We start from the raw sequence: 13,354 nt of genomic DNA, 5'->3' as shown, positions 1-13,354 counted from the left end.
ATCATGTGGAAACCGCCCTCCGCGCGTGGCCGTGCCGCCGCTTTCGCCGCGCTGATCACCGTCACGGCCCTGTGCACGGGTGACGCCGTCGCCCGCACGTTCCCCTTCGGGCCGCGCACCCGCAGCGTGAACGACCTCGGCAACCAGTTCGTCCCGTTCCACGCCCACCTGTGGGACCTGCTGCACGGGCGCGCCGACGGCGGGCTGTTCCTCAACTGGCAGTCCGGATACGGCACGAGCTTCCTGCCCGACCTCGGGACCTATCTGACGAGCCCGCTCACCCTGCTCGTCGGCCTCTTCCCGCGGGACGGCATCGACCTCGCCGTGTACGTCGTGACGCTGCTGAAGACCGCCGCGGCCGCGGCCGCCATGACGTGGCTGCTCACCGCACTGCACCGGGGCAGCGGCCGGCGCTGGATGGCCGGGGTCCTCGGGGCTTCGTACGCCCTGTGCGGCTGGTCGGTCATGGAGGCCTCGTACAACCCGATGTGGCTGGACGGACTGATCGCCTTCCCGCTGCTGTGCCTGGTCGGCGAGTGGGTGCGCACGGGGCGGCGGCCGCTGCTGGGACCGCTGATCGTGGCGCTCGCGTGGACCGCCAACTTCTACACCGCCTATATGGCGACCATCGGCGCGGCGCTGGTGCTCGTCCTGCGGCTGCTGACCGAGGAGCCGCGGGCACGGGCCCGGATACGGGTCGTGGCACGGGCTTCGTGGACCGTGCTGCTGGGCATCTCGCTCGCCACCCCCGTCCTCGTCCCCGTGTTCCTCGGCTCCCGGCACGCCTATCCGGGATGGACGAGGGAGTTCGCGCCGGCCGGCTGGAGCGATGTGCTCGCCAGGGCGCTGCCGGCGACGTACAGCTTCTTCACGCCCGCCGTCTTCATCGGCGGCGGTGCACTGCTGCTGGCCGGGGCCCTCGCCTTCAACCGGGCGGTGCCGGTTCGGGAGCGCTGGGCGTGGACCGGGCTGACGGTCGCGGTCGCCCTCTCGCTCCAGTGGGGGCCCACGCATCTGGTGTGGCATGTCTTCGCCACTCCCAACGGGAGCCCGTACCGCCAGACCTTCGTCCTCGCCGGGATCGTGGTGATCACCGCGTGGACCTGTCTGGCCCACGGCTGGCCGGAACGGCGGGCCGTGCTCGGCGGCGGCTCGGTCGTCGTCGCGATCGCACTCGGCGCGGCTCCCAGCGCGCTGGTCACCGGCTGGACGTATCCGCTGTTCGCCCTGGGGCTGGCCGCGGTGCTGGGCGCCCTGATGCTCACCGCCCGCGGCCGGCGACCGATGGTGGCGGCCGTGCTGCTGGTCGGCGCGCTCGCCGGCCAGGCCGCGGCGACCACCGCGTACGCCGACCGGGAGAGACCCGGCCGTCTCGACGACTATCCGCCCTGGGGCACCGCCCACCGCGAGCGGGCGGCGGCCGTCGCCGGCGCCGACGGCTGGCCCGCATACCGCACCGACCCCGGCCGCGAACAGCTCACCGGCAACGACCCGATCCTGGTGGGCGGTCAGGGCGCTGCGTACTACAGCAGTCACACACCCGACGTACTCACCCGCACGTCGGCGGCGCTCGGCGCGGGCTGGACGTCCAACGGACGCAACGTGCAGTCGCTCGACAACCCGGTCACGGACGCCGTGTTCTCGGTGGGCGCGCGGCTGCGGACCGGACCCGGCACGCAGCCGCGGGTGCTGCGCCAGGAGGTGCCCCCGCTGGTGACGGTACGGCCGCCCGGTCCCGAACCCCGCTACGGAGGCTCGCCGTTCCGCAACCAGGAGCTGCTGCTGGGGGCACGGGTCTACGTCCCCCCGGTCGGGGACACCTGTCCGGCGGGCACCGACGTCTTCCTGTGGGCACCCGACCACACCGGCGCCGTCCGGCTCGGCGACGGACCGGCGGTCGAGCTGCGTGGTGGCCTGCCCAAGCGGCGGGCCGCGCTCGCCCCGCTCGGTACGGCCGGCCGGCCGGGCATTCCCGTCGTGTACGAGGGCGCGCCCCCGCGGGAGGCGGACATCGGCTGCCTGGACCGGGCGCGGCTGCGGGATGCGGTCGACCGGCTGAAGCGGACCGGGGCCGTGAAAGTCGAGGTCTCGGACAGCGGCGTCACGGCCGAGCTGCCGCCGGGCACGAAGGGCACGGCCGTGCTCGCGGTGCCGCGGATCGCGGGCTGGACCTGCGAGGGGCGGCCGGCGGACACGTATCTGGGGCTGGTCGCCGTGCCGCTGGACGGCTCACGCACGACCATCACCTGCTCGTTCCGTCCGCCGGGCCTGAGGGCGGGGGTGGCGACCGGCGCGGGTGGGCTGCTCGCGCTGGCAGTGACCGTGGCAGCCGGGACGCGGCGATGCCGGAGCGAGGACGGCGGCCGGGCCGCGGACACGGCGGCGACCGGGCCCGCACCCGTGCCACCTGCGCGCGACCTCGAACCGGAACCTCCTTCACTGCGCTGACACCAAGACTTCACCTGAGCAGCATCGCCCCGTGGTGGGCGGCGGCTTTGTTCACGCGTACGTTCCCGGGCATGTCCTCTCTGCCCAACCGCTTGACGAAGCGCGCCCTGCGCCCCGCCTTCTCGTTGGTCGAACAGCGTGTGCTGCGGGGTGTTGAACGGATGAACAAGCCCCTCCGGGCCGACGTCGACTCCCTCAGAAGAGAGGTCGAGGAGATGCGGAACCGGCAGTACGCGCTCGGCCTGCTGGTCGACAGCACGGGCAGGGGCACCAACCGCACGCCGACCCCGGGCGCGATCGACACCCTCGTCCGGGAGATCCAGGGCGTCAGCGACGGCGACAAGCACGCCCGCCGCAGCGTCGTGGTCGCCTACCGCACGGTGGTCGCGATGGAGGCGCTCGGCGTCGGCCGGCTCGCCGGATCCACGTCCAACGTGTGCGGAAAGCTCGCCACCATCCCGCTGCTGTCGCCGCCGAACGGCAACATCCTCGAGATCGGCACGCTGTACGGGCTGTTCGCCGCCGCCCTGCTGCGGATGGTTCACCGGGCCGGGATCGAGCCCGACCTGACGATCGTCGACCCGCTGGTCGGCTCCCAGCTCCAGCCCGGAACCCCGAACGGCGCCGACCCGACCGGCGCACCGGTGCGCGAGGACGTCGTGCGGGCCAACCTGGCGCTCTGCGGAAGCCGTTCGGGCCTCGAGGCACGCATCGAGCAGGGCTTCTCCAACGACCCCGACGTGCAGGACGCCGTCTCCGACCGCGAGTACGGGGTGGTCATCGTGGACGGCGACCACTCCGAGGAGGGCGTGCGCGCCGACCTGGAATGGGTCGAGAAGATCGTCGCCCCCGGCGGCATCGTGGTGCTCGACGACTACGGCGACAAGAAGTGGCCGGGCGTGCAGGACGCCCTGGACAAGCACCTGGCCGACGGCGCGTCCCGGCTCCGGCTGCTCGGCCGGGTGTCGACGTCGGCCTATCTGCGGGCCGAGTGACTCTGCCTGCACAGCGGCACCGGGGCGCGACTCACACCCGGTGCCGCACCCACACGTTCGGCTCCACGTAGACCGCGTAACCGCGTTCGGCCTCGCAGTGGACCGGGACCAGGGCGCCGGGGACCTCGACCGGGCCCGTTCTGTCGAACGGCAGCCCCGTCCAGGCCCGCCACTGCGCAAGCGACCCCGAGACCGTCATGGAAGCGGGCGCCACCTTCTCGACGGTGCCACCCGCACGGACATGGACGCGCAGCCACGGGTCGTGGGGCAGCCCGTCGTGGTCCCGGGTCCGGTACGCGTATTCGTGGATCGACGCCAGCGGTTCGGCGCTCTTGGCGCTGGGCCGCACCGGGGCGATCACCTCGGTGAAGCCGAGCCGGCCGGCGTTGTCCCGCATCGCGGCCAGCATGCGGCCCGACAGCCCCTTGCCCTGGCAGTCCTTGGCGATCGTGATCTCGATCGCGCTGACGACGTCGGGCGTGCGCCCGTGCCGGATGTCCGCGAACGCCCACAGCATCACCTGGTCCCAGCCGCCGTCCGGCAGCTCACCCCCGCGGGCGTCGGCGTGGAGCGCGAGGGGAACACTGAACGCCCGTGCCACGACCCGGCCTTCGGAATCGGTCGCCACGAGTGCGTACTGCGGCAGCTCGGTGACGATCCGCCCTATGTGCTCCCAGGCGACAGGGTCGTTGGTGACGAACTCCGCCCAGGTGTCCTCCATCTGCCACATCGGGCCCAGCAGTTCGGGCCGTTCCTCGAGGGTGGTCACGGTCAACTCCATCCCGGCAGATTAAGCCCCGGGGGAGGACTGTCACCTCAGCGCGCACGGAACTGCTGCTGTCGCTCCAGTGCGCGCCGCAGCTCCGCCGGCAGCGGGTGGTACGGCCCGTACACGCGCTCCGCGTCGTACAGCAGGGACCGGAACTGGTGCTGGGCCGCCGTGTGGTCGCCGACCGCGAGCAGCAGGTGGCCGATCCGGTGGCGGACGTCGAAGGCACGGCCCGCATCCTCACCGGCGGCCCGGGAGGTCTCGTAGTACGGCAGGATCGCCCGCAACTCCACGAGCGCGGCGGCCGGTCGGCCCAGTTGCTCCAGGCACTGGGCGATGTCGTAGCGGAACTGCAGGGTCCCGGGGTCGGCCGGGCCCGCCTCGGCGGTGCGGTCGTCGGCCAGGCGGCGGAGCTCCGGCAGGGCGCGGCGGTACTGGCCGTCGTCCATCAGAGTCGTCGCGTACTGCTTGCGCAGGATCCGCACCACCGGGGAGTGCTCGCCGTGCTCGGCGGCTGCGGCCGGGAGGAGGTTGCCCAGGATGTCGACGGCCTGGGTGATGCTGCCCTCGGCGAGCAGCCGCTTGACCTCGTCGACGGCGGCGGCGACGTCGGGCCGGGCGGGCTGCTGCACGGGCGGGGCGACGGGCCCCGGCGGGACTCCCGCCCTGTCGGGCCACGGGGCGTGCGGGCGCAGGAAGGGTCGCGTGGGGTCCAGCGGGCTGCCGGGCGTGCCGCGCGTGGGCAGCAGCGGCACCAGCGCCTCGTAGACCTCTTGTGCGCAGGACGGCCGGTGCTGCGGGTCCTTGGCGAGCAGCCGCAGGACCAGCGCTTCCAGTGCTTCCGGGACCTCGGGACGCAGCTGGCGGACGGGCAGCGGCGGCTCGTACAGGTGGCGATGGAGGACGCCGAGGGCGGTGGAGCCCGCGAAGGGGACGTTCCCGCTGAGGAGTTCGTGCAGCAGGACGCCGAGGGCGTAGAGGTCGGTGTACGGGCCGACCGCGCCGCCCATCGCCTGCTCGGGCGCCATGTAGGCGGGGCTGCCTATGGGCGATCCGGTGTGCGTGAGCCGGGTGGTGTCGGTGTCGATGACGGAGGCGACACCGAGGTCGAGGACGGTGACCGTCCCGTCGGGCTTCACCATGACGTTCCGCGGCTTGAGGTCGCGGTGCACGATCGGCACGGCGTGCACGGCCGCGAGCACCGCGCACAGCTGGGCGGCGACGGAGACGGCCCACTCCCACGGGTAGGGGTCGTGTTCGGCGAGGTGGTCGGCGAGGTCGGCGCCCTCGACGTACTGCATGACGAGGTACAGGTCGTCGACGTCGCCGCCCGCGTCATGGACGGTGACCAGGCCCGGGTGGGAGACCTGGGCGGTCACCCGGCACTCGCGCACGAACCGGCGACGCATCTCGTCGGCCGCGGTGGCGGGGGCCATGTGGTCGGGGCGCAGCAGTTTGACGGCGACCCGGCGGTCCAGGCGCTGGTCGTAGGCCGTCCACACCTGGCCCATGCCGCCCTGGCCGATCACCGCGGACAGCTCGTACCGCCCGGCGATCACACGTCCGTTCACCGGCCTTCCTGCTTGCGGAGGAGGTCGCTGAGTTCGTCCAGTTCGGCGCGGACCTGGTCGATGCGGGCGGGCTGGGGGCGGGACTGCGACGGGGGCGGAGTCGAGGGCTGGGGCGGAGTCGGGGGCTGCTGCGGGGGAGGCGTCGGCGCGGTCTGCGCGGGCATCGTCTGCTGGTACGGCTGGGAGGGCTGCGAGTGCTGGGGGTCGTGCGGGGACGGGAAGGTCCGCGGACCGGCCGGGACGGCAGTGGGTCCGAGATGCGGGGGGACGTAGCCGAACTGCCCGGCGGCCGCGGGGCCGTGGCCCGCGGCGGGACGGCTCGCGAAGTGCTTGGTCTCCGCGTACAGGTAGTAACCCATCACCAGCACCGCGACGATGAGCATGACGACGATGGCCACCGACGACCGCATCAGCCGAAGGTCCTCGGTGGGGTCGGTGAGGATCAGGCCGAAGCAGCCGACGAACGCGAACGCGCTGGCCCCGAACAGCCACCAGTCCCGCGGCCGCTTGGTCACCAGCGCGAGGCGCAGCATCGTGCCCCAGGCGAGCATTCCGCAGCTGAACAGCGGCAGGATCGCGAAGAGCACCCGGAGCACGATCACCGACGCGGACGTTTCGCGCGGGGGCTGCGGCGGCGCGTAGCCGGGGCCATGCATAGGGGCTCCTGAAGACCTGAGAACGCGGTGTTTTCCCTGAGAAACGCGAAGTTTCGGGATGAGCGTATACACCGACACCGACAACGTCTCAGGGGTTGTACGGAACCGTTGTCGAACCGATCACACCCGTCGGCTTCCGCTTCCGCGGCAGTGGTCCGCCCGGCTGCCGGGGCCCGAAGTCACGTCCCGACCGTGCCGTCCGTCAGCCCGTCGTACAGCCCTTGCACGAGCCGCTCCCCCAGTCGCCCCGCCAGCCGCAACGCGTCCTCGAAGGCGGCCAGGGTGCGGAACCGTTCCCCGTACCGCTGCTGGTCGGCCAGCGGCATCCGGGGCAGCTGCAGCCGCCGTACGTCCAGCCGGGTCGCGGTGGAGGCATAGCTGCTGGCCTGCCGGTTGTTGGCCGTGCCGCGCAGGAACCCGGCGAGGAACCAGGGGTCGAGGGCGGCCGGATCGGGGTGCAGTACCTGGAGGTTGCGGCCCAGTGCCGCGCCGGCGGTCTCGCGGTCGACGACGCGGACCACGGTCCCGCCGCCGAGCACGGGCACGACGACATCGCCCTCCTCCACGCGTACGGGCTCCTCGTCGAGCCCTTCCGGCAGTCCGCCGGACGGAGCGGTTCCGGCGAGGACGTCCTGTTCGGTGAGGACGGGTGCGGTCCCCGAGTCCGGCCCGGCGCCCGTATGCGCGCCGCCGGCGCGCAGCACCAGCGCCCCGGCGCGCACCAGTTCGCCGACGGTGGTGAGCGGCCAGGACACCGCCGGAGCGGGACGGGCCGGCGGCGGGGTCAGCTCACCTGTCTGCCGAAGGGTGTCGGTCAGACGTTCCCGCACGCGGGCCAGCTCCTCGGTGCCGCCGCCTGCGGCGGGCGGTGGCAGATGGCGGGCGGGGGCCAGGTCCACGTCGTCGTCGAGCAGGTCGATGACGGGCACTGCGCGGCTGACACCGGGGCGTTCCTGCGCCGCGCCGTTCCGGTCGAACGGTCCCCATGCCTCCAGAACGGCGTTCTCCACGGCCTGCCAGTCCAGCCGGTCCCGGCCGCCGCCCGCACCTGCCAGCTCGGTGGTGTCGACCAGCAGCAGTCCGGGCGCCGGCATCTGGCCGGCGACGGGCTTGCGCAGGACCCACAGGTGCAGCGGGATCCCGTACGGGGGCGCGGCTCCGGCCGGCAGCGCGACGACGGCCCGCAGCGCGCCGCGGCGCAGCAGTCCGGCACGGATACGGCGGCCCGAGCGTCGGGAGGCGGCGGCCGGGGGCATCAGGAGGACGGCCGCGCCGCCCGGCCTCAGCCGGGCCAACGCGTGCTGGACCCACGCCAGTTCCGACTCGGTACGGGCGGGGAAGCCGTACTCCCAGCGGGGGTCGTAGGCGAGTTCGTCATGGCCCCAGTTGCGCTCGTTGAAGGGCGGGTGGCACAGCACCGCGTCCACGGCGAGCTCGGGGAAGCCGTCGGCCCGCAGGGCGTCGCCGGCGGCGCAGCGGATCTCGGCGTTCGTGCTCAGGGCGAGCCGCAGCGCCGTGAGCGCGGCCAGGTCGGGGTCCACCTCCTGTGCGTACAGGGCGGTGGGCCGCTGCGTGGCGCGCAGCAGGGCACCGGTACCGGACGCCGGGTCGAGGACGGTGTCGGCGGGGCCCGCGACGGCGGCCATCAGCGCGGCGAGGCCGGGCGGAGTGAGCGTGTACTGACGGGGGTTGGCGTCGAGGTGCCGCCCGACGAGGAACTCGAAGGCCTGCGGCGCGCCCAGTTCCGCGGCCAGTTCGGCGGCGCCGCGCAGCAGGACGATCGAAGGGCGCAGTGCCGCCGTGTCGGGGGTGTTCACCGCGCGGTCCCGCCGCGGGCCGAAGCGATGGGCGAGCGCGGCTTCGAGCGCGTCGGGCAGTACCTGGGCGAGGCGGCTGTCGGAGACGGCGGACATCTGCGGCCAGTCGGTCGGCCGGTCGCGTACGAGCAACAGCAGACAGCCGGCCTGGACGAGGGCGGCGACAGGGCCCGCCGGGTGGCCCGCGATCTGCTGCCAGACCTTTTCACGGAGCGGCACTTCGGCGAGTTTGCCCTGCTCACGCAGCCACCGTTCGACGTCTTCGAGGGGGAAGGAGGGGCTGGTCTCCGTCCCGCCGACGGGCCTGGGGAAGTCCGCGTGGCGACGGCGCCAATTGCTGACCGCCGCGCGCCCCACGCCCGCGAGCCGTGCGATGTCGGCAGCTGTCACCTCGTTCGTCTGCTCCGCCACCCTGACCGGCTCCCCTCGTATGGACCGAGACTCCCGGCCCGCTGCTGTGGCCTGAGCATAGCGGCGCGTTCAGCAGACACCCCTTCACAGCGCGACCCGACCTCTCACGCGTGAGCAGTGTTGACTCGGTTCACAAGCTCTGCTCTTATTGACCTCGGCACGCAGGGGCCTGGGAAACATCCCCAGCCACACTCCATGACCTGCCTTTTCCACGTCCGGGAGGACACCCATGTCGCACTCCGTCCAGCAGCCGTACGAACCGGCCACCCCCGGCCTGCCCGCCGAGCCCTCGCACCCGATGCGCAACGGCCTCGGCGTGACGGCCCTGGTGCTGGGCATCATCGGCACCGTTTCCGGCCTGATCCCCCTGCTGTTCTGGCTGGCCGGCATCCTCGGCCTGATCGCGCTCATCCTGGGCCTGTCCGGCCGGGGCCGCGTCAAGCGCGGCGAGGCGAACAACAAGGGTGTGACCACGACCGGAGCGGTGCTCGGCCTCGCGGCGCTGATCCTCTCGGTGGTCGGCGCAGTGATCACGTTCAAGGCGGTCGGCGACGCGGTCGACGAGATAGACAAGGCCGTTTCCGGCAACTCGGCGAGCAAGGAACCCGCGGGTGACAGAGCCGGGGACGACAAGGCAGGTGACGGCAAGGCCGCGGACGACGCCGAGGCGAAGGCGGACGAGGCGCTGGCGGCCGGTGACGGCGCCCTCTACGACGACGACCTCCAGATCACGGTCTCCGAGCCCGCCCCGTACACGCCGGGCGAGTTCGCCACCGGCCACACCAAGGGCAACAAGTCCTACGTCGTCACGGTCACCGTCGACAACGGCGGCAAGGAGAAGTTCGACGCGACGCTGCTCAGCGTGGACGCGACCGCCGGCGAGAACGGCGTGCCCGCCGAGCAGATCCTCGACGACAAGTCCGGCGCGGGCTTCAGTGGCACCGTCCTGCCCGGCAAGAAGGCCACGGTGCAGTACGCCTTCGACGCTCCGGCCGACGCGAAGACGCTGACGGTCGAGGTCACCCCCGGCTTCGACTACAACGCCTCCCAGTGGGACCTCACCCTCTGACCGGCGCATCGCACAGGAAGGCCGCCGACCACGGGCGGCCTTTCGGCGTGACCGACGCACAGGTCCCCGTCGTCCGAAAACCGCCCGACCGCCCGACCGACCCCCCGACCTCCCGACCTCCCGACCTCCCGACCTCCCGGATAAACGTTCGACCGGTGGACATGACGGGCGGCACAATCGGCGGATGCCGATCACCGCGGAGCAACTGCTCTCCGCACTCGAACCGCTGTCCTTCCCCGAGCGCCTCGCACACACGGCCCGTACCGCCTCACGGGCGGTCGGCAGCGGCGAACTGCTCTCGCTGCTGGAGGCGTTGGACCGGCTCGGGCCGTACGAGCGGCGGCTCGGGGCACTGGCCGCGTTCGCCGGGCGGGAGACGGGCTTCCTCGCCGAGCGGCTCGCCGACCCGGACGACGTCGTCGCCGGGTACGCGCTGCGGGCCGCCCGCGTCCTGGCAGGGGCCCGCGCCGTGCCCGACGCGGCGATCGAGGCGGCCTACGCGGACGCGTCCGCCGTTCTGCGGCGCAGACTCGCACGTACGGTGACCGCCGGCGGGCGTACCGCTCTCGCGGAGCGCCTGGTCGTGCGGCTGCGCGAGGAGTGGGGTGACGGTGATGCCGCGCGTGTGCTGCCCGCCTGTTCCGCCACCACCGTGAACCGGCTGCTGCCCGAACTCGCCCACGCCGTCGACGGATGGGGCCTCCTGGCCCGCCGGCATCCCGACCCCGTACTCGACCAGGCCGAACGGACGCTGGCCGAGTTCTCCGGACAGCTCCGGCGCGAAGCCTGGTGGCGCACCAACGGGGCGATGCTCACGGCCGTCGCGTCGCTGAGGCCCGAGCGGGTGCTGACGTTGCTGGAGCGGTACGGTCCCGACGCGCTGCCGCCTGCCCTCGCCGACGGACTGGGCGCGCTCGTCACCGCGGACGCGGAGCGCACGGTCCGCTGGATCGTCTCCCCCGACCGTCAGCCGCCACGCCATGAGCGCGTGCTTCCACCGGGCGTGCTGCGCAGGCTCGTACGGGCCGACCCGCCGTCCCTGCTCGTGCTCGGCCGCCACTGGCTGCACCGGGAGGGCCACTTCGCGGCGCTGCTGAAGGCCATGCCGCCCGCCCGCCGGACGGGCTTCCTGGACGAGGTCACCCGCTGTGGGACGCGGGGCGAGCCGGCTCTGGGTGTCCTCTCCGTGCTGCCCCGCGAGCGGCGCTGGGCCGAGGTGCGGCGTTCGGTGGCCGATTCCACCGGGCAGAGCTGGAGTTGGATCGACGACCTGGACACCCTCGCGCACGGCCCCTTCGTCGAGGCGCGGCCCGAACTGCTTTCCGCCCTGGAGCGCTCCGACGCCGACGACCGCGCCTATGCCTGGCCCCTGCTGGTGGCGTGCGCCGGGCGGGACGGGGGCCGGGAGGCCGTCACCGACCTGCTGACCCTGATGCGGCGCCTGCGCAATGAGCAGGACCCGGTGCGCGCAGCCGCACTCGGCGCACTCGCCGAAGTGCCCCCGCGGTGCTTCACGGCCGACGACACCGGCCCGCTGGAGCGGATCGTCCAGGACGCCCTGGAGGCACGGGACGGTTCGGCGGACAGCCGTACGGCCGTCCGCCGGATCGCCGAACGCCTGCTGGTCGAGCACGCCACGGACAGTGAAACCGCCCTGCGCGACTGGGCGTTGCGCACTTTGGAGCGCATCGTCGGCCGCGTCGGCGTCCCGGAGTTCGGCCCGCTGCACCGCGTGCTGCGGCGGGGGCAGGAGCATCACGTCTTCGAGGCGCTGCGCCCGTGGCTCGATGCGGCCTGCGAACGGGCCGACCACCGGCTCCTGTTCGGGCTCGCGCGCGCCTTCGGCCCGCGTGCGCGCCGGATGCCCGCGCTCCAGAGCATGCTGGAACGGGCACTGGAGCACGCGGACGACGAGGCGTTCGGGACGGCCGCCGAGTTGTGGCTGGACCGACCGGGCACCCGCGACGAGCGGGTGGCCCGGATCATCGCCCTGGAGCCGTCGGCCGTCGTCCTGCCGCCCGTACTGCGGGTGCTTGCCCGGCGGCGTACCGACCTGCTCGACGCCGTGCTCGGCGAGGAGCCGCCGTACGGCCGCTTCCTGGTGCGCGGCAGCCGCAGGCCGCTCCCCGATCTCTCCTGCAGCGGCCGCTGGCTGCCCCGCCAGCAGCGGGCCGCGGCCCGGCTCGCCGGACAGGCGGCCGAGGACGGCTCCCTGCCGCTTGACGACCGGGCCGCCATGATCCGGTCCGCCGCACCGGTGCCGGTACTCGGCCGCGCGCTGGCCACGAAGCACATGGACGACACCGACGTGGTCGTCGCCGAGGCGGCGCTGGGCGCCATGCCGTGGACCGACCGGCCGCAGGAGACTCTGCCGCTGCTGCTGGCCCGGGCAGGCGACGACCGGGCACGTGTCGCGGTGTACGCGGCATCGCGTGCCGCGCGCTTCACCGCCCCGTCCGAACTCGCCGCGCACCTGGACCCGTTGCTGACCGGTGAGACGCACGCGAAGGTGACAGCCCGCAAGGAGGCCGTACGGATCGCGGCACGCTTTCTGCCGCCGCGGCAGACTGCGGCGCTTCTGGAGCGGGCCTACTACGCGCCGGACCGGCATCCGGACGTCCGGGCCGCCGTCGTCTCCGCGCTGCCCCCGCTGCTCGGTGCCGCCCCTCAGGCATGGCGCATCCTCGAGGACGCCGCACGGGACGGCACGCCCCAGGTCCGCGAGGCCATCTTGCGGTTCACGCCCTGGGAGCTGGCAGGGACGCACCGTGCTCGGTACGCCGAGCTGGTCGGTGACACGTACGACGCGAACCTGGCGCGGCTCGACGAGCTGGAGGCGTACGGGACGTACCACGCCGTCGGCGCGTGGGCCCGCTTCTCCCCCGGGCTGGCGAACCGGCTCTCCCGTACGGCCTGCGACCTCGGCAGCCGCGCCCATTCCCGCCACGCCGTCGGGGCGTTGCGCGACCTCGCGCAATCGGGAGCGGCCCACCCTGTGGGCGGTGCGGCTCCGGGCAGCGTGTTCCACGGTGCGGTGGCCGAGCTGCTGACCGTGGTCCGCGCGGGCGAGGAGGACAACGAGGCGCTGCCGGACCGGGACCTGCCGGCCCTGCAGCGGCTGCGGTCGCTGGTCGCCCTGTCGGGAAGGACTGCCGAGCAGCGGGAGCTGCTGGTGACGGTCGCGGACCAGCTGGCACAGGAACCGCTGCTGGCATCCGAGCGCGCCGACCTGCTCCACCAGCTGGTCGTCCCCACCGCGGACCTGCCCGAACTGCTGGGCCGGCTGCGGGAGCTGGCGGACGCCCTCGAAGGCGGCGCGGCGACAGTCGCCTCACGAGTGGCGGGACGGCTGTGGGTCTCGCTCGTGCACCAGCCGCTGCCGGAGAAGCCGGAGACGATGCACGCCGCCGCGGAGCACCTCGCCCGCGACGGCGGGATGGCCGCGGGAATGCTGGCGACCGGGCTGGTGACCGGCACGGGCAGACGCCTCGACTGGCCGCCGGAGTGGCAGGCTCTGCTGCGCCTGCTGCGCAGGCACGCTCACCCCGACGTGCGGCACGAGGCGTACACGACCATGACGGACACCGAATGACGGCCATGGAGTGCGCGCCTCGTCGC

Annotated in this window: 8 protein-coding genes; 4 read left to right on the top strand and 4 right to left on the bottom strand. The window is 73.4% G+C overall.

The features are described 5' to 3' along the window. Positions 1-3 precede the first annotated feature (3 nt). Together AC067Z_RS04570 and AC067Z_RS04565 are read left to right on the top strand one after the other, a co-directional pair. Entirely contained in the window at positions 4-2,448 is a 2,445-nt protein-coding gene (locus AC067Z_RS04570) for a YfhO family protein (RefSeq protein ID WP_478787946.1), read from the top strand. 71 nt (positions 2,449-2,519) lie between these two features. Beyond that, entirely contained in the window at positions 2,520-3,443 is a 924-nt protein-coding gene (locus AC067Z_RS04565) for a class I SAM-dependent methyltransferase (RefSeq protein ID WP_478787945.1), read from the top strand. Between the two features lie 31 nt (positions 3,444-3,474). On the opposite strand, the gene AC067Z_RS04560 is transcribed toward AC067Z_RS04565, so the two are convergent. The 4 genes from AC067Z_RS04560 to AC067Z_RS04545 form a co-directional block, all read right to left on the bottom strand. After that, positions 3,475-4,224, bottom strand: coding sequence for an N-acetyltransferase (locus AC067Z_RS04560; RefSeq protein WP_478787944.1), 750 nt, complete (start codon positions 4,222-4,224; stop codon positions 3,475-3,477). A gap of 35 nt (positions 4,225-4,259) precedes the next feature. Then, positions 4,260-5,783 carry a serine/threonine-protein kinase gene (locus AC067Z_RS04555; RefSeq protein ID WP_478787943.1) on the bottom strand — a complete coding sequence of 508 codons (1,524 nt, stop codon included), beginning with the start codon at positions 5,781-5,783 and terminating at the stop codon, positions 4,260-4,262. Further along, positions 5,780-6,439, bottom strand: a complete 660-nt coding sequence (locus AC067Z_RS04550) for a hypothetical protein (RefSeq protein WP_478787942.1) — start codon at positions 6,437-6,439, stop codon at positions 5,780-5,782. Before AC067Z_RS04550 ends, AC067Z_RS04555 begins: the two co-directional genes overlap by 4 nt. Positions 6,440-6,618: 179 nt before the next feature. Beyond that, entirely contained in the window at positions 6,619-8,667 is a 2,049-nt protein-coding gene (locus tag AC067Z_RS04545; protein ID WP_478787941.1) for an N-6 DNA methylase, read from the bottom strand. A gap of 229 nt (positions 8,668-8,896) precedes the next feature. Between AC067Z_RS04545 and AC067Z_RS04540 the strand changes: the two genes are divergently transcribed. Continuing rightward, positions 8,897-9,736 carry a DUF4352 domain-containing protein gene (locus AC067Z_RS04540; protein WP_478787940.1) on the top strand — a complete coding sequence of 280 codons (840 nt, stop codon included), beginning with the start codon at positions 8,897-8,899 and terminating at the stop codon, positions 9,734-9,736. Between the two features lie 184 nt (positions 9,737-9,920). Then, positions 9,921-13,328, top strand: coding sequence for a hypothetical protein (locus AC067Z_RS04535; protein ID WP_478787939.1), 3,408 nt, complete (start codon positions 9,921-9,923; stop codon positions 13,326-13,328). Positions 13,329-13,354 lie beyond the last annotated feature (26 nt).

The sequence above is a fragment of the Streptomyces sp. NPDC043812 genome (assembly GCF_056436245.1).
The sequence above is the reverse complement of the archived record's forward strand: the minus strand, read 5'-3'. Positions and strand labels throughout refer to the sequence as shown.